We start from the raw sequence: 25621 nt of genomic DNA on the forward strand, positions 1-25621 counted from the left end.
ATAGATCATTTCGCCCCCCAGAGCCCGCGCGTCACCTATCAGCATCGCCAACGACGAGCTGGCGTGAGATCGACTGTGCCACAGGTTGCTAGGCCACACAACGTGCACCCCACCAAGCTAGGTTGAATAGGTTGGTGGTGGTGCACGGTGAACCCAGCGGGTAGGGAACCAGTAGACTACCGGCGGGCTCCTTTGCGCAGCAACAAGTTACCTACCGAGTCGATGCCGAGAGGACCGGACAGTGATCGACGATGATGAGGCTTGCCGGTTTTGCGGTCGGTACGTGCTGGAAGTTGACGGGTGGGCGGAGTCGCTGCAGCCGTATCACCAGATGCGTGCGTCGTGGGACGTGAACGCGAGCTTTTTCCGGGGGTCGTATCACTTGGCGTGTGTCCGGAATTTTTCCGAGCGTGACACGTTCCGGAGTGAGGCTGCTACGTGGATCTCCACGGTCGAGGATGTCGTTACCCTCCGGCGCGGCGACGGGGAAACGTACGATGTTCAGCGGCGCGGGCTCGGCTTTATCGACGCGGTGGCGCTGCTTCCCAGCGGGAATGTTTACGAGAATCCGCGGTTCAATCGGTGGGCGTATGTGGAGAATGCTGGACCGTTCTATTTCATTGATATGAACGAAGCTGAAGCTCTCGGCCGAGGTGAGCGTGTGCGCGGCCGTAGTGGTGGAATGTCGAGACTCTTGAGTAAAGATCCGCAGGTGGATATTTCGGAGTGGGACTTGCAAAGGTTGTTGGAGTTCCTTGAAGTGCGGGATCTCTATCAAGAAATGTTGGACACACGCGAGCCTGAGTATCAATATCTGCGTTCCGGGCGAAATCGTGCCGGATTCGTGCTAACGTATTCACTTTCCTGCGTTCAGGAGTTTCCAGTCGATGTAAGTGATTTCTTCGGCGAGTACCTGTCGACGTACGTACGCAAACGGCTAGAGGACGCCTGAAAACCGAAGTCGATGAAAAAAGTGGGATCCATTGACGAAACAGTCATCGGACCGCGAAGTCTGCTTGGTCCGAACTCTAGTTGGAGATGACGAATGGGTTGCCACCTTTGTCATTGATGGACGTAAATATCCCACTGCCGAGGATTTTGTACGGGTAACACTCGAAGCGGGTCAGTCGCTCGACCGGTATTGGAGGCTAGTCGCGGAGTTCGAGACGCGCGCGGTGGGTGTGAACGAACCGGATTTTCCATATCCGTCGTGGGAGGAATATCATGCTTCTCTCGAAAGTGGAGACGTGGGAGTCCCGCGAAAGTAGTTATTGAGTTCGCTGAAGCCGCAAACGCGTCGCAGTAACGGTCAGGGGAGTCCTGAGCCTCGGATCGGGTCGGGTGGCAGATCCATTGGGCGCAGGTGCAAACCTGTGAATCTGGGTTGAGTTTGCCGTATGACTGTATGTCAAATTCTCAGGGTGTGCTTGGCGGTATCAATCACGTCGAGGTTTTCGCGGAACTCCCAATGCGCCGCTCTCGAGAGAGTCCCGATACTCCTCCCACGTAGGATATGGGAAATCTGGCTCACAGACCCCGACTTCCCTCGTCTCAAAGTCTGCAACGAGGCTCCATCTGCGATTTATCTCTATGAACGCTTCGCGAGAAACTCGCTCAAACTCCTCGGCACTCGAAAAATTACGTCCATCGATTGCAAAGGCAGCAACCCAGTCGTCATCGCCAACTAAGGTTCGGACCAGCCAAACATGCCGACCTGCGTTTTGCGAAGTCAATGGAGTCTCCCAACTTCTTGGCCGCGTGGTCCGCGGTGTATCAACGCACCGGCCAGTCAGTACAGGGCTTGCTCAAGCGTACCGCGAGGCTCCGTAGCTTGTGATGTGTTGAATCGGCTACCCTGCGATCGTCAAATTCTCCTCTAAGCGGCATGTCCTGGTCTATAGGTGACATAGGTCGGCGGGGTGTCCGATGGTACGGTTGCTTGCAAAGCTGTGATGTGCGCGGCGGTAGAGAGTTGAGGTCCCCATTGACTGCCCAAAAGCCGGATCGGAAGGTCTGCCTGGTCCGAACTCTGGTCGGCGACGACGACTGGGTCGCCACCTTCGTGATCGATGGACGTAAATACCCAACTGTCGAAGACTTCGCGCGGGTGAAGCTCGAAGCATTCGACGAAATAAATACGGGATGGAAAATTGTCTCGGAATTCGAGACGAGAGTCGTCGGCCCGAACGAACCGGAGTTTCCGTATCCGTCATGGGAGGAGTATCGGGCTGCCCTTGAAGGTGGTGAGCTGGGGGTTTCTCGGAAACCTAAACGAGTCTAGATCTGATGTAACACCAACCGCATGCGCGAAAAACTTCTTCCTATTGCTGTATCGCTGTGCGCACGGAACGTGCAGCGAGCTATCGCCTATGGATTCGGTTCAGTAGCCCTCTACTTTGGCGTGCAGAATCCGCTGAAAAGTGTGTGTGCCGTCGATATCGAGGTAGGGGCAGCCGTCGGTATCCTGGTGTAGCGACGCGGTTGGGTCGTCGGGTGCGATCCAGAGAAGTTTGCCGGCCTCGATCCACGGGCGTAGATCGAAATCGTAGTCACTGGCGATTTGGGTGTGTTCGTTCCATGCGCGCCAATGGCCTTTAGCATCATATACATCGTATTTCTCAGCCCCCCAAAAGTTTTCCAACGGGACCCCCACTGCGCGTTGGGTGCTGAAGTAGGTGGTATTCCATCCGGTGTGGGGGCCGATCGGGATCTGCGCGATGACGGCACGGACCGTGGGGCGTTCCAAGATGCGTGGAATCACGTAGGGGCGGTCGGGGCCTGGCTTGCGAAAGAAGGGCGCGGAAGTCAACGGTTCGACCAGACGGACCGCTCCTCCCATCGCCAGCCAGGTAGGGAGGACCGGGTCGACCACGCGACGTATCGGGTTTTCGCTGTCCCAGTACCAACCGTCGAGGTCGACGGTGTCCATCGGCCATCGGACAGGTTCGTCGGTGAACGGGCAGCGAGAGACGAGAACATCGGGAAGTAGTTCGCGGTACTGCTTGCCTAGCTCGATCGCTTGATAGATCGCCTTTTCGCCCTCGTCGGTGTACCCGAGGTCTTTGTACAGTCGCTTGAGCCGATTGCCTTCGTCGAGCAACGCTTGGCGTTCTTCGGCGAACTTCCGTGTGGCTTCATCGGTCACTGGATCTCCTTCGGCCGACCGCTACCAACTGTCATCGGTCACGCTCGTCCGCCGCCGTTCGTTCCATTGTTCGTGGTCTTCGGCATCAACGAACACCGGCGAATCACTGACGGCTTCATTGCGTTCGAGTGAGCCGGGGGGCGCCATCGAGGGTTTGGGCAGGCTGGGACTGGTGTCGCCGAGGTCCGGTAAGCCTTCGATGAGTTCGTGAATCTTCGGCATCTTGGCCCGCTGCTCAGTGATCGGCGCCATCAACTCCTGGGCTTTACGGCCTACTTCCGCGGCCGCGTTCTGCGCCGCGGAAGTCACGGCTTTGGCGATCTCGGCATTGGTGAGATCGTCGACAGTCGGCGAGATCTTCGTTTCGATCACCGCGCCGTCAGCGTTGACCGTTACCGAGATCCGTCGATTTTCCGCGTAGCCAGTGGCGGTGAGTTGTGCCCGCTGCTGTGCGACCTCGGCTATCGCCTTCATCTGACGGTTGAGACCGTCGAACACTGATGCCGCGTCGTCGACGCTCCTGTCCGCCATGGTGTCGTCTACCGGAACAATCCGGCGTTGTGGTCCTCGGTCTTCGCGGAGGACCCGCCCGATTCGGTAATGCCTGTCGCGAGGGCGCTCATAGAGCTCGAGACGGCTCTTGTGGTTGCGGTGATGTTGGTGCTGTTTTTCTCGAAACCCTTGTCACCGCTGGCGAACTTGCCGCCGAACGCATCATCGCCCCAGGCCGAGGAAGCCGCCGAGACGGCGGACTGGCCGGCGGTGGCGATCGCCGCGAGGCGATCGGCGATGGAATCGGCCGATGCTGCCAGTAGTCGTAGCTTGTCTGCGTTGACCTCGATGTGATCAGCCATCGGAATCTCCCCTGTGTGAACGTCTATCGCCCGCGACCCATCGGGCACTCGATTCGACTGTGCCACAGAGCGTGTCTCAGCACAATCGGGTAAGAGTTGTCGTAGATCGCGGCTAGCGCACGGTGCTGCGGGCCCGCATAGTGTACGGGTACCGTGAATCATGCTCGGCACCTAGCTGGTTGGGGTGGAGTGGCGGCTCGCGATCTGTCAGCTGTGGCGTTACGGAGGGACCTGAGAGCTGTGAGGGAATCGGTGGGGCGGATACCCGGACTCGAGTCGCCGGATGTCGGATTCAGCCTCGGGACCGGATCCTCCGTTGTGTCGGACGTGACGACCGGCCGTGGCGAATCGCGGCCCGCATCGGAGGATTGGCTGTACGAGGCGGCGCGAGCCTTCGTCGGGGTCGGTCCCGCTGGGTGGCGGCGCCTCGAAGCCGTTGTCGCTCTGACCGTCGTCGCTGGTGTGGCCCGAGCGGACTGGTTCGACGAGAAGGAACAGTCGGTGCGGGCCGAGGTGCCAGAGGCTGTCCTGGAGCTGGTTCGTGAGCACCGGTCACGGGATGCTCGGAAAGCCGACGGGCCATGGTGGCGGATGACTGTGCGACTGACAGTGCTCGGCGAAGTCGACTTCGAATTGGACTATGGCGCTGAGCCATTCCCTGATGATCAACTGTTCGCCCCGGAGGCGTACGCGGCCGACCTACTAGCGCATCCACGCAGTCGGCTTCCGGTGTGGTTGGCCGCGTATGTGCGACAGGAGGGCTCGCAGCGGCGCTCACCCAAACAGGCCGCACAACAGGCCAGGGCTGATCGCTCGCGGGGCCAGTGGGCAGCGCCGGTGCAGGGGTTGCCCACATTGTCGGTGATGTGGGCAAGGTGGGCTGTCCTCGCGGCCGTGCACGCCGCGATCGAGTCGCCGAGCGGACCACGTGTTTTGCCCTCATTCGGCATGTTCGAGACCGAGGGCAGGAGTGGCTCGTCTCTGTATCTATTGCCCGGTGATCGCGCCGTGTTGTCCGGCGGAGTGTGGGACGCGGCGGATCTCGATGCTGCTTACAACGGTGGTGCGGTGATGCCCGATTACTACCTTGGGGCGCCCGACTGGGTCGCGAATCCGGTATTGAATCCGCGAGCGGGCACTGGGTTGCTGTCGTTCTGCTTCTGGTGGGACGGGTCTGGGTGGTATCGAGGTGAGTCGGCGGATGTCGAGCATCATCGGTCTGCGATTCCAGAGGTGCTGACGGCGGCTGGTACGGCGGATGCGGTGTGTGAGGTTCTGCCGGAATCTCTTCGTGGTGAGCGGCTATCGGTAGCGATGGCGGCGGTGGCCGCGGCTGAGCGTGCTACAGCCTCTCGGGATGCCGTATCGGGTCTTTTTTCGAGTGAGGGCTCTGTCGACATCGATGGCGCGTTGTATCAGTTGTCTCTTGCTGGGTTGATAGGCGCAAGGGCGGTGCCCAATCTAATGTGAGGAACGCCTGTTGCGCCAAACGCTAAACCGCGAAATACATCTACTCTGGAGGGGAACCGATGGCTGAAGGTAACGCTTTTACCGGGTACAAGACTGATGCCCGAAACGGTGCTTTTGATAGCAATGGCGTCGCATTCGATCCCGCAGTCGCAACTGCAATGGCGCAGCAATGTGCAAATCTGACCAATCTTGTGAATGAATGCCTAAATATAATAAGGTCTGCGACGGACCTTCAGCCACTTAATCAAAGGGGCTCGGGGGCGAAGTTGGCTGACAAATTTAACGCGGCTGGAAAGAGGCTGATCGATACAGTTCTGCCTGAACACCTCAATATACTGAGGGACATGGGTGAGACGTTCGTGGCTGCGGGTAAACTATTCACGGGGGTAGACGACGCGTCTGCCGAGGCATTCAGAAATGGAACGTATACGAGTGATCAACTGGCCACAGCCTTCCAGGGGTTCACGAAACCGTCGGATCAGTGGTCGCCGCGGACCGCATTGTCTATAAGCGTTGGACAAGTAGAGCTTCCTGGATGGAAGCAGTCTCAACCGACAGAAATTCCTCTCTTGACTAATCATCATAAATATTCTTGGAGTGGGACTTATTCATCAGATTATGATGACAAACTGGCGGGAACCTCTCATGCGAATGCCTTGCAGGAACTTGTGGGAAGTGTTGGACTCTCAATGGATCGCGAGGTAAATATAGAGCCAGAGCCGGGAATTCAGTACCAGTGGGATGATTTTCATAACCACTGGGAACATTTCGCGCATACCTCTAACGTAATCTCCAGACTGGCGGCAATTGCGCAAGATTACCACAGAGTGTACGCGTACCTCGATGTGGGAATTCGTGATATGCACACGGCGGTTGATCAGCACCTTCAGGGCTACCAAGGAGACTCCACGGTCGGAGGGAAGTGGGCATCTCCTGGCGCATTGGCTGCCAAGGCGTCGGTATCGAAGTATATAGCCAGCGCGGAGGCGTTAGCGCGCGCAACTAAGTTGATGAGTTGGAACTATGCGCATGCTCAAGGCTGGATGAATCGTCTTCAAAATTTTCTGCCCTATCGCAGCATCAAAGAGGAGTGCGGAGATAATCCCGAAAAATGGGTTGTCGACAGCTGGATGAAAGAACTTCGACAAGCATGGGACAATTGGTACGGCGAGGGTGTTAAGGAATCGGGATCCGCAATCCCGATTATGCCGAATCCGAAGGATTCGCTATCGGTAAAGGTGCCCGAAATAGTGATTCCTCCTGTCAGCCAAGTGCCGGGAAACCCCTCCGGTCTGGGTGGGCAAGCGCCGACCGGGGGCGGAAGTCCGAGCATCCCGTCAACCCCGTCCCCATCAATTCCTACGACCCCCACTCCCTCCATTCCGACGACCCAGAATCCGGTAACGACTGAAGACCAGACACAGAAGACTCTTCAGTCCCTGTTGGAGCAGGGCAGCACGGTGCTACAACAGGGCGTTGAAGCGGTCGGAACGGCGGCCGAGAGCGCTTCCTCAGCCCTTACTTCGGCAATCACCGAGGGATTGACGGCTGCCACCGCCACAGACCAGTCGCAAACGCCACTGAGCGTGGCGCCGAGTGCCGGAGTCCCGTCGGGACAATCTGGCGGTGGGAAGTCGGCCATGTCCGGCGGTGCGGGTAGCGCCGGCGGCGCGGGTAGTGCAGGCGGCGGCGCAACGCAGCCGACAAAATCGCAACTGTTTCCCCGCGCCGCAGTGCAGGGGGTGCAGACCGCAGAGGTATCGACCGCCACGGCCAGAGCTGGACTCGCCTCGACTGGGGCGACCTCTGGCATGTCCAGTCCGATGATGGGATCGCCCGCGGCCGGTGGCGCGCAGGGGCAGGGGCAGGGCAAGGAACACAAGCGAGCCCAGTACCTCGATTCCGCAGAGAATCTCGATGCCGCTCTCGGCGATACGCCGTCAGCTGTCGTGCCGGTGGCTGAAAAATGATGGTGCGATGGCGATTTACCGAAGCGGAGTTCTACGTCCTGTGGATGGATAAGGCGGGAATGGAGCCGCCGGAACCGTTCATGTTCACCTCGCTGACACGGACCCCCGAGGATCTCCGCATCGAACTCCGGGAAGCCCGAGCGAGCTTGAACGAAAAGATGGATGGCGACTTCCACGCTGCGTTCGACGCGATGGCGAACCCCGATATGTACCTGTCCGCTTATGGGTGGAACGATCAGGACCCGTGGGGTGTTGATTCGCAGATTCGGGTGCGGGCTACCAGGAAGGGTCCGAGGGGCTACCTGATCACCCAGTTGCCCGGCGCGACATACTGGCGGCGCGGCGGCTACACCGTGAGTGAATGTGACCCGATCGAGTTGTCCAATGTGGTTATCGACGCGATGCCATCCGCTGAGCGCGGTAGTCGCGGGGATATGGCACTTACCGCGCCCGATCAAGACCTGGACTACGATCACGGACGCTCGGTGGTATCCGGTCCGCTGGATACTGCCGTGAACAAGACTGAGAAATTCCTCCAGGAGGCAGCCTTGGCGGCAGGAGAGATCTATGTTGTCCAGGGCCGGTCGGTTTTCGGTCCACGCGGAGCGACTCGCCACCTGGTTCGTTTCAGAGACCTCGCTGATGACGGCCGCTATGTCATCACTGAGAACCCCGCTTACGTTCGCGCGGTGGACCGAACGAGGTTCGTCTCGGTCCTCAACAGTCATGTCGCGTTGGTGATCGCCGCGATCAAGGACGAACGAGGGTCGGCTCGCACGTGAAGTAACGGCGATCCCGAGATGCGCGTTCGCTCGACTCTGCTCGCCCCGGCAGACGTAGGTCGTTCGACATAGCTTGTCGAACGACCTACCGAACGGCGAGGCTCTCGTAGCGCGCCGCGTGGAAGCTGCCGGTCGTCCTTGCTCGGACGAGCTGCTGCAGCACAACGAAGCGCACCCTTCAGATAGACTGAAGGGTAAGTGTCGCAATCAGATTGAGGATTTGCCAGCGAGGGTTGCAGGCTCGGGGGGAGGGCATCGCACATCTGGTGGCACCCAGCCCTCTCGGATGCGGCTTGATCTGGTGCGGTAGGCGAAATGTGTGATACTTCTAGACGAAGCGATCCGGGGAGGGAGTTGTCGATGCGCGAGTCGAGCGTAGAAGGTTCTGGTGGGGCGGACTGCCCCACCTACACTGCCGTTTCGATGAGCGGGTCGATCAAGGTTCGCACTTCCGAACAGGGGTTGCCACTTGGGCTGCGTGTGGATCCCGCTGAGCTGCACCGCGATCCATCGCAGCTCGCCGCCGAGATTCTGCGACTCTGCCAGCGCACCGCCGCGCGTGCCGGGGCTCTCCGACGCAGGCAGTTGGCGGAGGCTGGGGTGAGTGCTGAAACTCTCGCACTGTCCGGGCTTCCCACCGAAGCCGACGTAGCTCGTCTCGAGTACGTCGAGGAGCAGGAATACGACACCGAGCCGCAGAGCTGGCTCCGGACTATCTGAAGGAGGACGGTGTGGTCGGGTCGTGGGACGAGCTGGAGGCGCGAGCTCGCCAACGGATGTATCGGATCGAGGAACTCGGTGAGCAGATGCATGCGGTTCGGGAACGGGTGACGTCCGCGGAGGGTGCGGTGACTGTCGAAGTGGACGGCAACGGCGCTCTGGTGGATTTACGGTTCTCTGATGAGATCTCACGGATGTCACCAGACGACTTCGAGCGGGCCGTGGTAGACGCCGGCAACGAGGCGGTCCGCGAAGCATTCGCGCGGCGTGCCGAGCTGATCGCTTCTCTCGCTGAGGAGTTCGCTCCTCGGCAGGCAGTTTAAGCAAGTCTTGTGGATGTGTTAACCCACTGGCGCAACGCTATTGGTGCAAGTACGCTTTGATCTAGATCGACGGAGAATGGGAGGGGATCACGATGGGCGACCTGGTAAAGGCCGACTTCGCGGCGATCACGGCTTTCGGTAGTACTCAAGCGACAACGGCGGCGCAGATCGCTGGTGCGGCTGGCATCGATTCCGCTACGGCGCTGGCTTCGGCAGTGCCGGTGTTCGGGCTGATCGGTCAGGACTTCCTGATCGCCTTCGCCCAGGCGCAAGCGAACTACCTTTTGTCGACGGCGGAAATCGCGGCGGTGCACGGTCAGACTGCGGCGAGCGCCTTCGCGGGTGTCGCTGCCTACGAGAGCACGGATTTGGCGTCTGCGATTAGCTTCGCCCTCAAATCGTTGTGAGCGACGCAGTACTGAACCAGACGGTTCTCGATGTCTTGCGTAACAGCCCCGCAGGGTCGATGCTGGATCTTCCGGTCCCGGATGTGTTGACGCAGCTGGGAATTCCCCAGCTGCCTACGATTCCGCAAATTTCGGGGCTGCCGGAGATCGCGCTGCCGTCGATCGACCCCACAGCACTGATCCAGCCAGCCGTGGACCTGCTGAGCGGGTTCGGAACTGGCGCTAGCGGTGGCGGTTTCGATATCTCGGACGTGTTCTCGCTGATGTCCGGGGTGTTGTCCGATTCGTCCAGTGCGACGAGTCAGGCTGTCAGTAAGGTTTCGACAGGCTGGCAGAGCGACGCCGCGGTCAAGGCTCAACAGAAGAGCCTCAGCGTGGTCGATGACATCGGGAATGTTCAAGTACAGGGCACAAACCAGAAGGCAATTCTGCTCGACGCGGAACGCGTTGTCGCGCAGGGGTACGCCGAACTCAGCGTGGTGATCGCGAAGTTCGTGGCCGAGGTGATAGCCGGTATAGCACTGCTCGTGACGCCCGCCGGAATACCGACGTTGCTCGCGATGGCGTCTCAAGTGATCGCTGAGGCAACTGTCATCGCCGCCCGAACACGGGGGGAGTTGACAATCAAGACCGCCCAGATCGTTGCTGCTGGAATGAAAGTACCGGTGACCGGCGCTCCCACCGTTGCTGATGCGGCCCAGTTGGCGAACTTGGTCATGCAATCAGTGCAGCCGCTGGTCTCGCCCGCTACGGAGTTGGCCACCAAGGTCGTCGAAAAGGGCAGCGCGGTAGTCAGTGGCGGCTCGGACATGGTCAGCGACGCCGTCAGTGGTCTGCAGTCGAGTATCAGTGGCATACAGACGGCGACGAACCAGAACGGTCAGGGCACAACGGCTGGCACGCCATCTGCCATCAACGGTGGTACCGGCGCTGATTCCACTGGCGGTACCGGCAGCGGTGCAGGTGGTGGATCCGGCCTCGGGGGGCTAATCGGCGGATCCCCGGCCACATCCCCAGCAAGCAGTCCGCTGACCAGGGCTCCGGTCAGTGATACCAGCTCGCCGACAAATCGCGCAGCAGCGACGAGCACATCCAACGCGGCAGCAACGGGCCGCTCTGCGGCAACGCCGATGATGCCGGGGATGGGCGGAGCGAACCGTGCTGGTGCAGCAGAGGATTCGGCGGCCGGCAACGTCCGCACAGATCTCGTCACCACAGCGCACGGCGATGAAGTAGTCGGAAACATAGAGGGCGTCTCCAACCCGGTTATCGGTGGCGTCGAAGTTGCGGATGAGCCGCCGGACAAAGCGCTCACGCTCTGAATCATCACAGGCAGCAGGAGGATTACCATCATGGCCAACAACGAAATCGCTGGGCTGAGTTTCGATTCCGAATCGGCCTTGGCCGCCGCAGCCCAACTGGACGCGCTCGCGGATCGGCTCGCCGCGGGCATGGAGAAAGAACAAATCAAGCTCACCATCGTCTCCGCGGGCGCCGACGAAGTATCGGTCCAAGCCGCGCGAACGCTCAACTCGGTCGCCGCATCCTTCCAACAGAGCGCTGGTAACGGCGTAGCCGAGCTGCGAAAGCTCGCTACCGCCTTGCGGGCACAGACCAACGAGTTCGGTCAGGTCGAAGAGCAGAGCGCTCTCGGCTTCAAGGTATGAGCGAGCCGCCGCCGATGCTGGAACCACAGAATCCCGGATTCACCGGGACGGTATGGGAGTCGCGGCCATCGGAACAGTTGGCTCGAGATCTTGTGACGGGCGCGGGCGCATCATCTGCGGCCGAAGCCGGTCTGGCCTGGGGACGACTGGGTGTCAGTTTCGCGGCGACGGCCGTCGAATACGATCGCATTCTCGGAACCCTCAGTACTGCTTGGGAATCCGAGAACAGCAGCCAGGTCATCGAACGGTTCCGCACTCTCTCGGACTGGTTGACGTCATCGGCGACCGCAGCTGCGGGAAACGCAGCACAAGCGGAGTCGCACGCGCTGACCTACGAGATCGCGCGGCTGGCCATGCCGGACGCCCAGGAAGTCACAGCGCTTCGTGACCTGCAAAACCTCCTGGAGAGCGTGGGCGCGGCTATGGGCGCGCCCATGCTCGCGAAAATCGCGCAAGCCGAGGACGACGCCGATGCGGCGAAAGCCGTCGCCGCACGAGTCATGCGCACCTACGAAGCCGCGACCGAGAGGTTGGCGACACCGTGGGAGCACGAGCCCGCACCAATGGTCGCGCCTGATGTGCAGGCGAATGGCGGGACATTGAGTACCGCCGACAATCCCGAGGCGTCACCTCAGGCGATGGCTGGGGCGCCCGGGTATTCGAGCGGGCCGATCAATTTCGCACCGGTGAAGACCGCCTATCGTGGCCGAACCACTACCCAGGTCTCCTCGCGTGACTCGGAAACGGTGCGAGTACAGCCGGTTTCGGTGCAACAGGCAGGCACGATGCCGTTCGCGCCGGGCATGGGTGCCGGGCACGGCGGACAGGACGAAGAGGAGCACTCGACACGCTCTGACCTGGCTGGAGTTCCTGCCGGCGACGCTGAGCTCGGACTGGGCTCGGGGATGCAGGTAGCGCCCGCCGTACTCGGCGGACTGGATCCGAGTGCGCAAAGAGGTGTCCCTGATATTGCTTTCACTGCCTCCACTGCCGGTGGTGAAGCGATGCCGACCGCTGAACCCGCAGGCGGAGAGGGAGCTTCGTCGCCATGACGACTTTGACCAATGATGGCGTCCTGGTCCTCGCGCGTCAGCTCGGCGTCCAGACGCTGCCGCTTGTCCTCGCGGTGAGTCCGCAACAGGATTCACATAGTGACTTGACCCTTGCGCACGAGCGCGCGCGAGTCGATCTGATCGCTCAGCGGGTGATCGACCCCAACGGTGACGTGGAGCCCGATATCGCTGATGCGATGTTCACACTGGCACAGCCGGACCGGGAACTCGCTATGCGGATCTTCGGTGATGACGGGTCAGTACGTGTGTGTGTGGCCCGGCGTGGCGAGAACCATGCCGTTGCCGTGCGCCGCGACGGTAGCCTCGAACTCCGGTCCATATGGACCGACGGGTCTGGAGAATCGCTTGCCCGGCCGCTGATCGAGGCGTTGGGACCGAGCGAAGCCGCCTCCGTTGTCAATTTCAGCGCGCTCTCCGTGGACTTGGGCGAACGCTTCGATACCGCCATAACGTCGGAGGACTACGCGAGTGCCGTCTACAGCTTCGGTGTCGAAGACACCCAAGCCACGGCCTACGGACTCGCGTTGGCCTCCTGCCACGCATACGCCGAAGTTGTGGCCTATGCGTACTCCGACGGCGCGACAGACCGATCACCGGGAGCCGCCGTCGTGTACGACACCGGAAGGGGCCGCATTGTGGTCGCACCGGGTGTCGCTCCGGACCAGCAAGTCTGGTCCACACTGTCACCGGGCACCGATCACCGTTTCGCGCAAGCGATTTCGGGATTGATCGACCGATTGCCTGGGGGGAGGTGGCTGTCGTGATCCAGACATGAACACGCAGCTGCTCCACGCAGAGATGGCGATGTGCGACCGCATTGCCTGGCCGTAGTAAGTACACACAAGAGATCGAGGTACACACCGATGGTTGCAGTTGACGAAGCGAAGGTTCAGTCAGCGAAGGATGAGGTCGCGAGTGCAGTCGACCACATTCAGCGAGTTCTCCAAGACGTCCAGGAGCTGGTAGACAGCGGCAAGAAGGGCTTCGTCGGCGCTGCGGGAGCCGCGTATGTCGGAGCCGCATCGGCTTGGGACGAGGAAGCCGTCCGCCTGAAGGGGGTTCTGATCAAGCTCGAGGCACAAGTCGGCGAGGGGCAGACCACCTACGCCAAGATGGAAGCGGTGAACGAAGAGGGGTTCGCACGATTGACGAATCTCTGACCAAGTTTCGCCGTTCCCGACCATATTTGATAGAAATCACAAGGAGTAGAAGATGTCCGGTGTAACTGTCTACGACAGAGCCACAATGACCCACATGTACACCGAGTTGCGTCGGCTTCACGGTGAACTGACGCGGGCCGGTGTCGACGAGATGGAAGCGGCCTCAACGAAGTTGAGGGTTGCTTGGTCGGATGACGCCGGCAACGTCAACGAGGCTTACAATTCCGGTTTCGGGCCGGTAAAGGCATCGTACGACAACGAATTCAAGGACACGCTGGCCAAGCTGGAAGCTATCGCCACCGCGGTAGAAGAGTCGATGGGCAGCGCTTTCGGCGCGGATGCCAGGATCGCGGACGGCTTCGGAGCTATCTAACCGGAGTTTCAAACATGGCACCCCTCTTCGTTAGGGGTGCCATGTTGTCGTTGTTCTGATTTGGTCGGCATGACAGTCGACCTGATGGAGGATTCGTGCCAGCACAGTTGACTACCCGCGCCCAGGTCAATGGGTACAGATTCTTGCTACGGCGGCTCGATCACGCATTGATTCGTCGGGACGTCCGTATGTTGCACGACCCGATGCGGGCCCAGTTTCGTTCGCTGGTCGTTGGTGCCGTGCTGGCGGTGTTGGTGGTCGCAGGCGCGGTCATTCTGTCGTTGATCAGTCCTCAGGGCTCGATCGGCGACGCGAAAATCGTGATGGGCAAGGACAGTGGTGCGTTGTATGTGGTGGTGCAGGACCAGAACAAGAACAGCACGCTGCACCCAGTCTTGAACTTGGCGTCGGCACGATTGATCATGGGAACTCGCGATGTGCCGAAATCAGTAAAAGACAACAAACTCAATTCGTTGCCCCGTGGTCCGCTCCTGGGAATCCCGGGGGCGCCCGCTGCTCTCCCTGTCGCTGACCACGGCGAGAAATCGCAGTGGACCCTGTGCGATACCGTGGAACTGTCGGCCTCCGGCGGAGCCGTCTCTTCTTCGGGCGCGACAACTACGGTTATCGCGGGCGAGCTCGAGCTGAGTGACCGGATGAAAGAGACGGGCCGTGACGCAGCGCTGCTCGTTCGCAACGGTGCGAAGACCTATCTTATATACGAGGGTAAACGGGCCGAGATCGATCTGCAGAATACCGTGATACAGCGCTCATTGAAGGCGTCGAACCTGATGCCGCGTCCGATTTCCACCGGACTTCTCGGGGTGCCGACCGCAGTAGCGCCGGTGTCTCCGCCGGTGATCGAACGCGCGGGCGAGCCCGGCCCTGGCAAGCTGAGCGATGTTCCGATCGGTGGCATCATCAGTGTGGCCGGCCTCGACAAATCTGCGACCGCAGAGCTCTATGTCGTTCTTTCCGGTGGAGTGCAACGTGTTTCGGAGTTCACGGCGGAGTTGATTCGCAACCAGGACTCATACGGAATGAGCACCAGTAAATCCGTTCCGCCGGATACGCTCGATGGGATCTCGACGGTGGACACTCTTCCGGTCGACGACTTCCCGATCAGCACGCCGAAGATCCTCGCCGCTGATCTGAATCCCGTTGCTTGTATCGAATGGACGAAAACGGCCGGCACTGGACTTCTGCAGTCCGACGCAACCGAAGGAGCCTCAGATCGTGCCACCGTATCCTTACTTGCGGGCACGCGTTTGCCGATTTCCGAGAAGACGAAACCTGTCAAGCTGGTGACGGCTGACGGCACCGGCAGCCGCATCGATGAGGTCTACTTACCACCGACCACGGGAGAATTCGTACGGGTGACCGGAACTGAACCGGGCAGTCCCCGGCGCGACCCTGGCTTGTTCTACATCATGGACACCGGAATCCGGTATGGCGTGCCGGATATAGACGCCGCGGATGTGCTCGGGTTGGGGAGAACGCCCCATCTGGCGCCGTGGTCGATCATCGGTCAATTAGTTCCAGGGCCTACGCTGGACAAGCAGGCTGCGCTGGTCGGCCATGACTCGCTCTCCGCGGCCAACTGAACGGCCATGAGGATCCGCCTCCCCGATGTTCGGCCGTGCTGGGTCCGTCGATGCGGAGGTCGCGCTAATCGCTGGCGGTCGACAGCGCACGGGTGAATCGTGCCGCAGAAGGATGGCGGCGCCAGTTCATGGTTCGACGCTGAAACAGCGCGCGCGATGGGCCGGTTGCGGCCGGTCCAGCGAGGCGCGCGAGATGAAAACCTGAACGACGGTAGTAGTCGTGCAATTCAGTGTTTGTGGTCCACGCGTCTAAGCGCACCCATGTCCGCTGCTCGAGTTCGGCCAGGTTGGCCGCGTGTGTGAGCATCCGTTTGCCGATCTGATTGCCCGCGAACCGCAGATCGACGATCATGAAGTGCACGATCACGGATTCGGCCAACTCCCACGGTGACCACAACCCCGGATCTGCCCGCTGGTTCACCGTGATCGTCCCCGCCGGCTCCCCGTCCACCTCCGCGATCCACGTCTCCCCCCGATCCAACGCCCGCCCGACGGCCCCCGCGAAGATCTCGATCGGCCGCCCCCGCCCCGCCACCGTCCACTGATCCGACCCGCGTGCGGTCAGCCACGACGTGCGCTGGACGCGCAGGCGGCAGATCAGTGGCAGGTCGCCCAGGGTGGCTGGGCGCAGGCGCACCGTCATGGCAGGGCGACGGCCAACCCGGGCGCGATGCCCAGTGTGCGGGCGATGACGTCGGTGCCGGTGGTGTCGCCGAGCTGGTAGGCGAGTTGGTTGCGGCCCGCCAGCGAGCGGTGGCGGGTGGCGCGGGTGACGCGTTCGTGGTTGGCGCCGATGCGCAGGTGGTCCAGCAGCACGGTGCCGGTGGCGACGCCAAGGACCGCGGCCTCCTCGGCGGTGGCGGCGCGGGCCAACACGGTGTCGCGGTGGGCGGTCTCGCCGTAGCCGCGGTCGGCCAGGCGGCGGGTGGTGCCCTCGGGGATGTCGTGGGGGGAGTCGATGCCCGCGGCTTCGGCGAGGTCGCGGGGGTAGAAGCTGACCTCCCACGACCAGGGCTCGTTGTCCAGGAACTGCACCACGGTGCGGGCCAACACCCAGGAACTGGGGCTGACACCCAGCCAGCGCGCGACCTCGGGCTCGGCGGGTTCCATCCTGGTGCTGAATTCCTTGGACGGTTCCCGGTTGGCCGCGCGCGCGATCTCCTCGAAGATGTCGTGCGCGGACTTGGGGCGGTCACGCCGGATGTGATCGGTGACCACCGACTCCAGCACTTCCTGATTGCGCACGATCGTGCCGCGCGAAGTCGCTGTGTAGACCAGGTTTTCGGCGACCAACACCTGAATCGCGTTGCGCGAGGTGGTGATCGAGACCTGCATCTGGGCGGCGAGCTCGGAATGGCTGGGCAATCGATCGCCCGGTTTCCATGTGCCCGCACGGATCTCCTCACGGAGGAGGTTCGCGATCCGCAGGTAGGTCGGACCGTCGGCCATCTTGCTCCTCGGTAAGTCGTGCAGGTAACGAAGTGTACTCGTATCGGTTACCTACGGCCGAGTAATGCTTGACAGGGAGCTTGCGAGGTTTATTGTAATGAACGTCCTGATCCGGTGCTCTGCGGCGATGACGGCGAGGCAACGTGGCTGGTTCGGAGAGTTCTACCGTAGTAATGGTTTTCCCCGACACGGTGCGCAGTGTCGACACCGCCGGACCCTCGGCACCCACCGGTCTGTTACCGCTGTCGGACATTCTCGTCCGGGCGTGTCGCGGACACCGGGTAGTCGGTGGACCCCTGCTGTGGTTCGCGCGCGATCTCGCCGTGCTGCACGAGAAACGTGTGGTCGGGCGCGGGGGAAAGGTCGATACCGACCTGGTGGTTCTGCGCGAAATCGACTGTCGCCGTGGTGAATTGGTGTTGGCCATCGACGACTGGGTCCTGCGTGGGATACCCCAGCACCGACTCGGCGCCACCCTGCACACCGAAACGGTCGGCGCGGTCATCGACCGCTTGGCCGAGGCTTCCGTGCGGGCGCACCACGCGCTGATGACGCTGTCCGCCCACGACGAGATGCTGCACTCCGCCTGGCACCACCTGGCCGAACTGGCCGACGCCTATGACGACCTGGTGCGTGATGTGTTGGCGGGTCGGCGACGTTTGCCGGAGTGGTGACCGACAGCGAAAGTGCTTGACGCCTAAGAACCTTCGCGAAGTGTGCGATATCGGCCCCCGTGTTAGCCTCGGCGAGACCATCGGGGTCGTTGGGTTGCATGGGGGATTTCGATGGGGGCTCGACGGCGCTGGATACTGGCCGTCTGTTCGGTGTTGGCCGTCTCGATGTCGGGCTGCGGTGCGGTCACCGACGGAGAAGTGCCGGAACCGGCGGTCGACCTCGGTCTTCTCGACGTGGGCGGCTATCCGACACGTCCGGTCGACTACGGTGCGGACAGCGCTGAACCCATGGTGCTGCACCGGGTGCGGGAGGCGCAGCGTTTGGCGGAGTACTTTCCGCTGCCGACCGAGGTAGACCCGTCGTTGACGCTGCTACACGATCGGCAGGAAAACGTCTTCGTCGGCGGGAAGACGAAGAGCTTTCCGACGATTCACCGCGATGTCAGCCTCACACCGATTTCCGGCGAAGCGTTCACCTCCGCGGGATTCATCGCGGGCTTCAATACCTCGGGAACAGCCGCGGAGGAGACAGCCTGGATCGGCTCAGCGCTGTCCTACGCCGGACTGGTGTATCGCGACAGCGCAACGGCCATCGCGGGGGCCACGGCGCTCGCTGACGCCGGGTTCAATCTCGACGGAGCCGAACCCGTGCAGTTGGTGCAGTTCCCGGCGGTGCGGTCCGCGTGGTTGCCCAAGGAACAGGTGCAGGCGGCCTGGCATGTGGTCGGCTCGGTTGTCGTGATCGTGGTCGCGGAGAGTCCGGAGAACCGGAAACTCGGCATCGCCGAACTGGCTCCGTTGACGACGCTCGTGGAAGGTGCGCTGCGGCGGCTGTCGGACCGGGTGGCCGCGTTTCGGCCGACTCCGGTCGATCAGTTGGCCTCGTTGCCGCTCGATGCCGACGGGTTGTTGCGACTGACCGTGCCGGAGACCACCGGTTACGAGTACGCGCACAAGCACGGCACCTACGACGCACGCGCGGACCTGCACTTGCGCAGAGACCCGCAACGGCACGCGCGCCTGAACGAGACTCACGGCATCGACCGGGTCGCCTATCGAGAGGCTGTTGTCGCGCGGGCCAGAGACGCCGACAGCGCTCGTCGGTATCTGGCCGACATCGCGGTCGGCAAGTTCCTGGCTCGGGAAGACTCGCCTGGCGGGCTGCCACAGGCTCGGTGCGCACGCAATCGCAGCGTGCGTCCGGGCCTTCTGCGCACCGAAAAGTACACCTGCTCAGTGGCTTTCGGGCGCTACGTGGCCACTGTGCATTCCCCCTGGTTACGTGACGCGCAGCAGCGGATCTCCGCGCAGTTCGCGATTCTTGTCAACAGCAGGTGAGGGCGAGCTGGATGAAGTACCTGGAGTTGTTGCGCAATATCGCGGCGGTGGCTGCTGTCGCGACGATGGCGGTGACGTGCGGGCTGGCCGTGCGGGCAGCGCCGGTATCGGGCACCGCCCTCGCCGGTGAGGTCGATGTACGTCGGTTCGATGTCGGCAGCTATCCGGTGGAACCGCTGGAATATCGTGCGAACTACGCGCACTCCCTCGAGCACGGCACCGAACTGGCGATCATGAGGTTGGCCGGACACATCGTGCAGGGCTATGAGGTGGACGAGGCCCTCGCTTTCGGTACGGGCTACGCGCCGGTAGCCGAGCCGCGGGAATACAGGCGCCAGCACGCGCAGGCCGATTTCCAGGAGGTGCTGCGTCGAAATCAGTTGGCCTACGGCATCGTTTCCAGCGTCAGCGCCACCGAGGGGACTGATATGGACTCGAAGCGGGGTGAGCCGGGTTTCGCGATCTCGGTGTTCCAGTTTCCGGATGCGGCGATGGCGTCGGCCGCTGCCGCCGAGTTCGAGGCGATCGACTTCGGCGTAGCGGCCGACGTCAACACCAGGGTTCAGCTGGCGGGACATCCCTCCGCGCGGTCACATTGGCGCCCCGAAGTCAGGACATTGGGCACCCGGTTGTCACACGGGTCCTACATGATCAGCCTGACGGTGAGTACATCGTCGCCGGAGCTCGCCGCGTTGACCACGCTCGCCACGCGGGTACTCGACAAGCAGTTGCCGTTGCTGGACTCGTTGCCGCCGCTGTCGCGTCGCGAGATCTACCGACTCGGCGATGACCCCTTCGACCTGTTGCGACGCACATTGAAGCTTGATCCTTCTCGCTACCCGCAGTTTCCGCGACGTGCCGCCGCCTTCGAGGCGGTCGTGGACGGCCGTGGGGCGATCCTTTTCCAGGTAGAGCAAGCTGAGCAGGGGCGGTTGTTCGGCGAAGTCGGAGTTGACCGTGCGGCGTTCGTGGACGGGACGATCCTGCTTCGAGCGCGGGACCCGGCGGCTGCGCACACACTGCAACACAGGCTGGCCGAGGGGAAACCCGACGTTGTCGCCGGGCCCGACGGTGTACCCGACACCATCTGCCGAACATTCGATGACCGGCGCCGATACACCTGCAATCTCAGGTACGACCGCTACGTGGCAACGGTGTTCAGCGACCAGATCGCCGACGTTCGCCAGCGCGCCGCTGCCCAATATGCCCTGCTGGCCAACAGTTGACGGGATCGCCGATGTCCGCACCGGGAAATATCATCGCCGGGTATCGCATCGAACGGCTGCTCGGGGAAGGTGGGATGGGCGCGGTCTACCTCGCCGCCCATCCCACGCTGCCCCGCCACGATGCGATCAAGGTCCTGTCTCGACGTTTCACCGGCGACCGCGAGTTCAGGGCCAGATTCGAACGTGAGGCCAATCTCGCTGCGGGACTGGATCATCCGAATATCGTCTCTGTCTACAACCGGGGCGAGGACCGCGGGCAGCTCTGGATCGCGATGCAGTACGTGTCGGGATCCGATGCGGCGCAGGCGATGTCGGCGGCTCCGCAGTCGATGACACCGGACCGGGCCCTGCGCATCGTCACCGAGGTCGGCAAGGCACTGGACTACGCACACCGATCCGGCCTGCTGCACCGCGATGTGAAGCCGGCCAACTTTCTGCTCTCGCCACGTTCAGGTGAACAGGAACGGGTACTGCTGACCGACTTCGGCATCGCGAAATCGACCACCGATACCGAAGAACTCACCCAGGACGGCGACCTGCTCGCCACCGTCGCGTATGCATCGCCCGAACAGCTGCTCGGCGGGGCGGTAGACCATCGCGCGGACATCTACAGTCTCGCCTGCTCCTTCTTCCGGCTGTTGACCGGCCGGAATCCCTTCGTCGGGACGGTACCGACCGTGGTGATGATGGCGCATCTGAACCAGCCACCGCCACGCGCGACCGACTTGCGTCATGAACTGCCGGTCGGTGTCGACCGGGTGCTCGAGGTGGCGATGGCCAAGCGGCCCGACCAGCGATTCGGGACCTGCGGTGAATTCACCGACGCGCTGCGTGCGGCGATGACCGGCGCGCAGGTGCGGGCTCCTGTCGGCGCGCCCGATCGGTCGTCGCGGCAATGGTTGGTGGCCGGAGCTGCCGCCGTGCTGGCGATTGCCGTGGCGGTCGGTGTCGCCGTCTGGCCGCAGCCGTCGAGCACGGGCGCGACGGCCGCGGTCGCATCGACAGTCATGAGCACGGCCGCTTCGCCGAAGCCGACCAGTGTCGGACAGGCGAAATCGGACAACCCGCAGTTTCTCGGACGACAGATCCTGCTGGCCGAGTACCCCTCGTACGGAGAGGGGATCGTCTACCTGCATCCAGGGGGACCGACCCAGTTCCTCACCGATCTCGGCTTCCGGTACCACCCGCGCTACTCGAATGCCGAGGCGAACAACAGCACCAAGGCCTTTCGGCACTGGTCGAGGGAACTGGAACCCACCGGCTCTGATGGGCTCGACTATCTCGTCCTCGTCCGCACCGACGACAAGGCAGGCGGCGGTATGGCCGGGGTCTCGACTGACCTGATCGGGTTGCGCAGCACCATCATTGTGGTGGACGACCTCGCCGCCGTCGCCGCCATCCAGAACTGGACGCCCGAGGGCGAAGCCGTTCTGCTCGAGAAGTTGCTGCCGCTGCTGCGTCGAGACGTGAAGTAACTCCGCGAGCAAGCCACGCCCGCACTGCAGGCGTGACTTGTCGGGTCAGTTGAAGCGGCGGTGGTCCACGCCGAACTCGTCGGCGACGGTGGCTGCCAGTTCCACGTAGGCGCGCTTGGTGGTTTTGTGCAGGCGGTGCAGGTCGATTTCGGCGCCCTCGGAGAGGTGTTCGTCGAAGGGGATGATGTGGACGGCGCGGCAGCGGGACAGGAAGTACTCGCGTAGCTGCTGGATGCCGACGTTGGGGGAGCCCTCGCGGGGCAGGTTGATGACCACTACCGCGTTGCGGACCAGGTGGTCGTGGCCGTGGAGCGAGAGCCAGTCCAGGGTGGCGGCGGCGCTGCGGGCGCCGTCGATGGCGGCCGACGAGATCAGCACCAGCGAGTGGGCCAGGTCCAGGACGCCGCTCATCGCCGAGTGCATCAGGCCGGTGCCGCAGTCGGTGAGGATGATGTTGTAGAAGCGCTGCAGGATGCGGGCTACGGCGCGATATTCCTCGTCGTTGAAGGCTTCCGACGCGGCCGGATCACGTTCGCTGGCAAGCACTTCCAGACGGCTCGAGCCTTGGGAGGTGTGCCTGCGGACGTCGGAATAGCGTTCGATCGACGGGTCGAGGAGTAGATCGCGCACGGTCGAACGGGTTTGGATGGCCACTCGCTGCGACAGGGTGCCGAAGTCGGGGTTGGCGTCCACGGCGATCACTCGGTCGCCGCGGATCGAGGCGAAGATCGAGCCGATGCCGGTGGTGGTGGTGGTCTTGCCGACGCCGCCCTTCAGCGACAGCACCGCGATCCGGTAGTCGCCGCGCACGGGTTGGCGGATGCGGGCCACGAGTTCCTGCAGGCGCAGTTCCTCGGCGGACATGCCGGGGTTGATCGCGCCGCCCGACGCGTGGTGCACGGCCTTGCGCCAACCGCTGCCGGGGGCTTTCTTGGCGCGCTTGACGGGGACGTCGTCGAGTGAGGGCTGGTAGCCCTGTGGTTGTGCGCCCCAACCTGGTTGGCCGTATTGCGGGCGTTGCTGGTTCGGGGGTTGTTGGTATTGCTGTGGGGGTTGGTATTGCTGCGGTGCGGGGCTGTTCGGCTGGAACTGGCCCGGGCCGTTGGGTTGGTGCTGCGGAGCAGGGGTGCCGTCGGGCAGGAACTGGCCGGGTCCGTTGGGCTGTGCCGGGGTGCCGTTGGGTGCGAACTGCTGGCCGGGGCCGTTGGGCTGTTGGTACTGGGGCGCCGGAGATCCGTCGGGCTGGTATTGCTGCGCGGGTGCGTTCGCGGGGAACTGTTGCGGGGCAACCTGATTCGGCTGCACGTACTCCGCAGGCTGCTGATACGCGCCGTCGGGGCGATACTGCGGCGAACCATCGGGCTGCTGCGCGGGAGCGGGCTGGTACTGCGGTGCCGCACCGTCTGGCCGTTGAGCGACACCATCGGGCCCGTAAGTGGGCAGGCCGTCCGGCTGCTGATGCTGAGCCGGTGTGCCATCGGGCCGCGGATACGGCGACGCGGCATCGGCTGCCTGCACGAATTCGCCTGAGCGGTAACCGGTTTGACCACCTTGGGCCGAACCCGCGCCACCCTGCCAACTCGACGCGCTCTGCTCAGTCGCACGATGCGGTGCGCCCTGCACTCGCGAATCATCCGAGCGGAAAACCTCGGTCCGATCCTCCGGTGCATGCGTCGGCGCCGGGTCACCCGGAACCGGATTGTATTGCGTCGCAGGGTAAGTCGACGGCAGCGCGCTCTCGCCCGAGGCGTACGGCGAACGCGGGTCAACTTCTGCGGGCAGCTGAGGATCGACGAACTCGCCAGTGCGGTAGGGCGACTCGTTCCGCAGCGCGGATTCGCCTGTCGCGTGGGGGGATGGCGCGGCCGAACGCCCGGCGTTCGAGGACGCTTCGGGAGTTGAGAAGTCCGGCTGAGGCTGCGACTCGGACGTACTGGCAGCGGCTGTTGGCGACTGCGTGCTGCCGGCGATCGAGTCTGCCTGCGCTTCGGTCGTCGCCGCGTTGGGGCGCGCGGAGCCTGCCGTGGTGGGTGCCGTCTCTGCGGGAGCGCCTTCGGCTGGCATCGACCATCCACCGGCCGAATGCCTGGCACCGGTCGGTCGCGACTCAGTGGATGCTGTTGTCGGCGAAGCGGATTCGGGTGCGTCGGGTTCGGCGGTGAGGCGAGTCGGCGCGGCTTGCGACGCGGTGTGGGGTTCGGACGTGAGTCGTGCCGGTGCGGCTTGTGACACGGCGTCGGTGGGCTGTGCCGCCGTCTGCGGTTCCGCGGTGGGGCGCTCGGCATCGGGGCGGGGCGCGACCGGCTGTGACTCTGCGGGGACGGTCAGGCGGGGCGGTGCCTGCGTCGGGCGGGCAGGTGACGGCTCGCTCGGCGGGGCCGGGAGCGGTGGCGGCGGGGGGAGATCCGGGCGCGGCGGGGGAGGGAGATCCGGGCGCTGCTGGGTGGGGCCGAGCGGGGTGAAGCCGTTCGACGGGGGTGCGGGTGTGCGCGCCGGGAGTCCGTTGGTGTCGGTCTTCGCCGCTTCGCCTGGCGTTGCGGGCAGGGCAGGGCCCGCATGCGACGGGGACGCGCTCGCATCGGCCGGGGCGGTGGGCGCGGGCTGGGCGGAGGGCCAGGGTGCAGGGTCGTTGACCGACGGGCCATGCCCGGTAGGCCGAACTCCGGCGTCGGACTGTGCCGGCGTGCGAGTTTCGCTGGTCGGCGGCATTTGCGGGCCGGGCGCGGTTTGCCAACCGGTGCTCGCCTGCTGAGGCGCCTGTTGCGGACGCGCCGCCTGCTCGCGAGTCGGCTGTGACAGCGGCGACTGCTGGACCGGAGTCTGCTCACGGCTCGCTTGCTGATCCGCGAGTTGCTCGCGGGGCGGCTGCTGAGCGAGGGGCCGCTGATTCGCAGCCTGCTCGTCAGTCGACTGAGTCCAAGGCTGGAACGTGCTCTGCTCGCCGGCTACGGCGCGGTGCGGCTGCTGCTCGTGAGTCGGCGGTTGCAGGACGGCGGCGTGATCGCCAGTCGTCGGGCGCAGCGGCTGCTCGCGGTTCGGCGGTTGGGGGAACGTGCCGTGCTCGCCGGTCGGGCGCAGCGGCTGTTGTTCGCGACTCGGTGTCTGCGGGAAAGGGCCCTGCTCGCCGGTCGAGGAGCGCAGTGGCTGTTGTTCGCGGCTCGGCGACGGAGACTGCGGCGCGTAGTCGCGGGTGGGCTGGTGTGGTGACGGGTCGCGAAGGGCGTCCGGGTGCGCGGGCTGGCGCGGGGGGAGTTCGGGGGACGGCTGTTGGTGGGACGGGCCCGGGATCGGCGCGTTGGGGGGCTGGGTGGACCAGTCGGAGACGGGCTGCTCGGTTCGGCGGGCGGGGTCGGCCGGGTGGGCGGACTGCTGCTGCGCGGCCTCTTCTTCGGGCTCGCGGTCCTTGCGACGGCGCCGGCCGCCCTTCTCCTTGCGCGGGGCATCCTCACCGCGGCCGAGGAAGCGGCGGCGTTTGGGCGCCTCGTCGATTTCGTCGTCTTGGGGCAGGTTCTCGACCGGAGCCTCGTAACCGACCTGAGTGACGTCGCTTTCCGACAGCCACGGCGGCAACATGGGGAGGCTGTCGTTGTTGCGGCTCACCGGCACGCCTCGTTCACCAGGGTCCCCCGATCTGATCGACCCACTTCTTACGACGCCGGTGAGTTTACGCGACAACCTCGGCACCGTGGTGGGTGCCTCAAAGCTAGCCGCCGCCCTATCACCACCCAGCGCGCAGCCCTCGGATTACCCGTGCCCGCACCCGGATTGCGGCGCACCCGCGCCTCAGATTCCCCCGCGCCAGCGTCGCGGATCACCAAGCGCCCACGCTCCGATTCACCCGGAACTCACACCCGGATTACCCAGCACAACCCCAGCTCGAGGTGTACGGTTCGGGGCACTTTTGCCTCTGG

The 25621-nt window shown here is 63.3% G+C and carries 25 protein-coding genes; 19 read left to right on the forward strand and 6 right to left on the reverse strand.

Features of this window, described 5'->3' with window-relative positions:
* Window positions 1-241 precede the first annotated feature (241 nt).
* A complete protein-coding gene (locus tag ACFWVD_RS08920) occupies window positions 242-952 on the forward strand; it encodes a hypothetical protein (protein WP_379241435.1) in 711 nt (236 codons plus the stop codon).
* Between the two features lie 1032 nt (window positions 953-1984).
* Window positions 1985-2281, forward strand: a complete 297-nt coding sequence (locus ACFWVD_RS08925) for a hypothetical protein (protein WP_379241436.1) — start codon at window positions 1985-1987, stop codon at window positions 2279-2281.
* A 99-nt stretch (window positions 2282-2380) separates the two neighbouring features.
* On the opposite strand, the gene ACFWVD_RS08930 is transcribed toward ACFWVD_RS08925, so the two are convergent.
* Genes ACFWVD_RS08930 through ACFWVD_RS08940 form a run of 3 tightly spaced genes read right to left on the reverse strand, consistent with a single transcriptional unit; the run spans window position 2381 to window position 3999 of the window.
* A complete protein-coding gene (locus tag ACFWVD_RS08930) occupies window positions 2381-3145 on the reverse strand; it encodes a hypothetical protein (RefSeq protein ID WP_379241437.1) in 765 nt (254 codons plus the stop codon).
* A 21-nt stretch (window positions 3146-3166) separates the two neighbouring features.
* Window positions 3167-3676 carry a YbaB/EbfC family nucleoid-associated protein gene (locus ACFWVD_RS08935; RefSeq protein WP_379241438.1) on the reverse strand — a complete coding sequence of 170 codons (510 nt, stop codon included), beginning with the start codon at window positions 3674-3676 and terminating at the stop codon, window positions 3167-3169.
* Window positions 3677-3684: 8 nt separating this feature from the next.
* Window positions 3685-3999, reverse strand: a complete 315-nt coding sequence (locus tag ACFWVD_RS08940; RefSeq protein WP_379241439.1) for a hypothetical protein — start codon at window positions 3997-3999, stop codon at window positions 3685-3687.
* Between the two features lie 318 nt (window positions 4000-4317).
* On the opposite strand from ACFWVD_RS08940, the gene ACFWVD_RS08945 reads away from it, so the two are divergent.
* From ACFWVD_RS08945 to eccB, 13 genes are all read left to right on the forward strand, one after another.
* The gene (locus tag ACFWVD_RS08945) at window positions 4318-5469 is read left to right on the forward strand and encodes a hypothetical protein (RefSeq protein ID WP_379241440.1); all 1152 of its coding nucleotides are present in this window, start codon (window positions 4318-4320) and stop codon (window positions 5467-5469) included.
* 59 nt (window positions 5470-5528) lie between these two features.
* Complete coding sequence (locus ACFWVD_RS08950; RefSeq protein ID WP_379241441.1) at window positions 5529-7439, forward strand: hypothetical protein; 1911 nt, start codon at window positions 5529-5531, stop codon at window positions 7437-7439.
* A complete protein-coding gene (locus ACFWVD_RS08955) occupies window positions 7436-8221 on the forward strand; it encodes an ESX secretion-associated protein EspG (protein ID WP_379241442.1) in 786 nt (261 codons plus the stop codon). The genes ACFWVD_RS08950 and ACFWVD_RS08955 overlap by 4 nt, the downstream gene beginning before the upstream one ends.
* A 423-nt stretch (window positions 8222-8644) precedes the next feature.
* On the forward strand, window positions 8645-8941 hold the full coding sequence (locus tag ACFWVD_RS08960) for a hypothetical protein (RefSeq protein ID WP_379241443.1): 297 nt from the start codon (window positions 8645-8647) through the stop codon (window positions 8939-8941).
* A gap of 11 nt (window positions 8942-8952) precedes the next feature.
* On the forward strand, window positions 8953-9264 hold the full coding sequence (locus tag ACFWVD_RS08965) for a YbaB/EbfC family nucleoid-associated protein (protein WP_379241444.1): 312 nt from the start codon (window positions 8953-8955) through the stop codon (window positions 9262-9264).
* Between the two features lie 92 nt (window positions 9265-9356).
* Window positions 9357-9671, forward strand: a complete 315-nt coding sequence (locus ACFWVD_RS08970; protein ID WP_379241445.1) for a hypothetical protein — start codon at window positions 9357-9359, stop codon at window positions 9669-9671.
* Window positions 9668-10993: a hypothetical protein gene (locus tag ACFWVD_RS08975; RefSeq protein WP_379241446.1), complete on the forward strand. Its 1326-nt coding sequence runs from the start codon at window positions 9668-9670 to the stop codon at window positions 10991-10993. The genes ACFWVD_RS08970 and ACFWVD_RS08975 overlap by 4 nt, the downstream gene beginning before the upstream one ends.
* 30 nt (window positions 10994-11023) lie before the next feature.
* Window positions 11024-11338 (forward strand): PE family protein, encoded by a 315-nt coding sequence (locus ACFWVD_RS08980; RefSeq protein WP_379241447.1) that lies wholly within the window; start codon window positions 11024-11026, stop codon window positions 11336-11338.
* Window positions 11335-12390 (forward strand): PPE domain-containing protein, encoded by a 1056-nt coding sequence (locus ACFWVD_RS08985; protein WP_379241448.1) that lies wholly within the window; start codon window positions 11335-11337, stop codon window positions 12388-12390. The genes ACFWVD_RS08980 and ACFWVD_RS08985 overlap by 4 nt, the downstream gene beginning before the upstream one ends.
* Window positions 12387-13175: an ESX secretion-associated protein EspG gene (locus tag ACFWVD_RS08990; RefSeq protein WP_379241449.1), complete on the forward strand. Its 789-nt coding sequence runs from the start codon at window positions 12387-12389 to the stop codon at window positions 13173-13175. The genes ACFWVD_RS08985 and ACFWVD_RS08990 overlap by 4 nt, the downstream gene beginning before the upstream one ends.
* 99 nt (window positions 13176-13274) lie before the next feature.
* Window positions 13275-13571, forward strand: a complete 297-nt coding sequence (locus ACFWVD_RS08995) for a WXG100 family type VII secretion target (RefSeq protein WP_379241450.1) — start codon at window positions 13275-13277, stop codon at window positions 13569-13571.
* A gap of 94 nt (window positions 13572-13665) precedes the next feature.
* Window positions 13666-13944: a hypothetical protein gene (locus ACFWVD_RS09000; RefSeq protein WP_379241451.1), complete on the forward strand. Its 279-nt coding sequence runs from the start codon at window positions 13666-13668 to the stop codon at window positions 13942-13944.
* Window positions 13945-14039: 95 nt separating this feature from the next.
* Window positions 14040-15548, forward strand: coding sequence for a type VII secretion protein EccB (gene eccB / locus ACFWVD_RS09005; protein WP_379241452.1), 1509 nt, complete (start codon window positions 14040-14042; stop codon window positions 15546-15548).
* Between the two features lie 64 nt (window positions 15549-15612).
* Here eccB and ACFWVD_RS09010 read toward each other — a convergent pair whose 3' ends face one another.
* Together ACFWVD_RS09010 and ACFWVD_RS09015 are read right to left on the reverse strand one after the other, a co-directional pair.
* The gene (locus ACFWVD_RS09010; RefSeq protein WP_379241453.1) at window positions 15613-16191 is read right to left on the reverse strand and encodes a GNAT family N-acetyltransferase; all 579 of its coding nucleotides are present in this window, start codon (window positions 16189-16191) and stop codon (window positions 15613-15615) included.
* The gene (locus tag ACFWVD_RS09015; protein ID WP_379241454.1) at window positions 16188-16997 is read right to left on the reverse strand and encodes a GntR family transcriptional regulator; all 810 of its coding nucleotides are present in this window, start codon (window positions 16995-16997) and stop codon (window positions 16188-16190) included. The genes ACFWVD_RS09010 and ACFWVD_RS09015 overlap by 4 nt, the downstream gene beginning before the upstream one ends.
* A gap of 173 nt (window positions 16998-17170) precedes the next feature.
* On the opposite strand from ACFWVD_RS09015, the gene ACFWVD_RS09020 reads away from it, so the two are divergent.
* From ACFWVD_RS09020 to ACFWVD_RS09035, 4 genes are all read left to right on the forward strand, one after another.
* Complete coding sequence (locus ACFWVD_RS09020; protein ID WP_379241455.1) at window positions 17171-17671, forward strand: DUF4254 domain-containing protein; 501 nt, start codon at window positions 17171-17173, stop codon at window positions 17669-17671.
* A gap of 111 nt (window positions 17672-17782) precedes the next feature.
* Window positions 17783-19009: a hypothetical protein gene (locus ACFWVD_RS09025; RefSeq protein WP_379241456.1), complete on the forward strand. Its 1227-nt coding sequence runs from the start codon at window positions 17783-17785 to the stop codon at window positions 19007-19009.
* 11 nt (window positions 19010-19020) lie between these two features.
* Entirely contained in the window at window positions 19021-20235 is a 1215-nt protein-coding gene (locus tag ACFWVD_RS09030) for a hypothetical protein (RefSeq protein WP_379241457.1), read from the forward strand.
* Window positions 20236-20246: 11 nt separating this feature from the next.
* Entirely contained in the window at window positions 20247-21710 is a 1464-nt protein-coding gene (locus ACFWVD_RS09035; RefSeq protein ID WP_379241458.1) for a serine/threonine-protein kinase, read from the forward strand.
* A gap of 45 nt (window positions 21711-21755) precedes the next feature.
* On the opposite strand, the gene ACFWVD_RS09040 is transcribed toward ACFWVD_RS09035, so the two are convergent.
* A complete protein-coding gene (locus ACFWVD_RS09040; RefSeq protein ID WP_379241459.1) occupies window positions 21756-25310 on the reverse strand; it encodes an AAA family ATPase in 3555 nt (1184 codons plus the stop codon).
* Window positions 25311-25621 lie beyond the last annotated feature (311 nt).

This window comes from Nocardia sp. NPDC058666, from assembly GCF_042714895.1.
In the GTDB taxonomy this organism is placed as follows: Bacteria; Actinomycetota; Actinomycetes; order Mycobacteriales; family Mycobacteriaceae; genus Nocardia.

Bases quoted from the DNA above. Each gene is read 5' to 3' on its own strand.
- ACFWVD_RS08935 (WP_379241438.1), bottom strand. From the start codon at position 3,676: ATGGCGGACAGGAGCGTCGACGACGCGGCATCAGTGTTCGACGGTCTC.
- ACFWVD_RS08940 (WP_379241439.1), bottom strand. From the start codon at position 3,999: ATGGCTGATCACATCGAGGTCAACGCAGACAAGCTACGACTACTGGCA.
- ACFWVD_RS08950 (WP_379241441.1), top strand. From the start codon at position 5,529: ATGGCTGAAGGTAACGCTTTTACCGGGTACAAGACTGATGCCCGAAAC.
- ACFWVD_RS08955 (WP_379241442.1), top strand. From the start codon at position 7,436: ATGATGGTGCGATGGCGATTTACCGAAGCGGAGTTCTACGTCCTGTGG.
- ACFWVD_RS08960 (WP_379241443.1), top strand. From the start codon at position 8,645: ATGAGCGGGTCGATCAAGGTTCGCACTTCCGAACAGGGGTTGCCACTT.
- ACFWVD_RS08970 (WP_379241445.1), top strand. From the start codon at position 9,357: ATGGGCGACCTGGTAAAGGCCGACTTCGCGGCGATCACGGCTTTCGGT.
- ACFWVD_RS08980 (WP_379241447.1), top strand. From the start codon at position 11,024: ATGGCCAACAACGAAATCGCTGGGCTGAGTTTCGATTCCGAATCGGCC.
- ACFWVD_RS08985 (WP_379241448.1), top strand. From the start codon at position 11,335: ATGAGCGAGCCGCCGCCGATGCTGGAACCACAGAATCCCGGATTCACC.
- ACFWVD_RS08990 (WP_379241449.1), top strand. From the start codon at position 12,387: ATGACGACTTTGACCAATGATGGCGTCCTGGTCCTCGCGCGTCAGCTC.
- ACFWVD_RS08995 (WP_379241450.1), top strand. From the start codon at position 13,275: ATGGTTGCAGTTGACGAAGCGAAGGTTCAGTCAGCGAAGGATGAGGTC.
- ACFWVD_RS09000 (WP_379241451.1), top strand. From the start codon at position 13,666: ATGTACACCGAGTTGCGTCGGCTTCACGGTGAACTGACGCGGGCCGGT.
- ACFWVD_RS09010 (WP_379241453.1), bottom strand. From the start codon at position 16,191: ATGACGGTGCGCCTGCGCCCAGCCACCCTGGGCGACCTGCCACTGATC.
- ACFWVD_RS09015 (WP_379241454.1), bottom strand. From the start codon at position 16,997: ATGGCCGACGGTCCGACCTACCTGCGGATCGCGAACCTCCTCCGTGAG.
- ACFWVD_RS09020 (WP_379241455.1), top strand. From the start codon at position 17,171: ATGGTTTTCCCCGACACGGTGCGCAGTGTCGACACCGCCGGACCCTCG.
- ACFWVD_RS09025 (WP_379241456.1), top strand. From the start codon at position 17,783: ATGGGGGCTCGACGGCGCTGGATACTGGCCGTCTGTTCGGTGTTGGCC.
- ACFWVD_RS09030 (WP_379241457.1), top strand. From the start codon at position 19,021: ATGAAGTACCTGGAGTTGTTGCGCAATATCGCGGCGGTGGCTGCTGTC.
- ACFWVD_RS09035 (WP_379241458.1), top strand. From the start codon at position 20,247: ATGTCCGCACCGGGAAATATCATCGCCGGGTATCGCATCGAACGGCTG.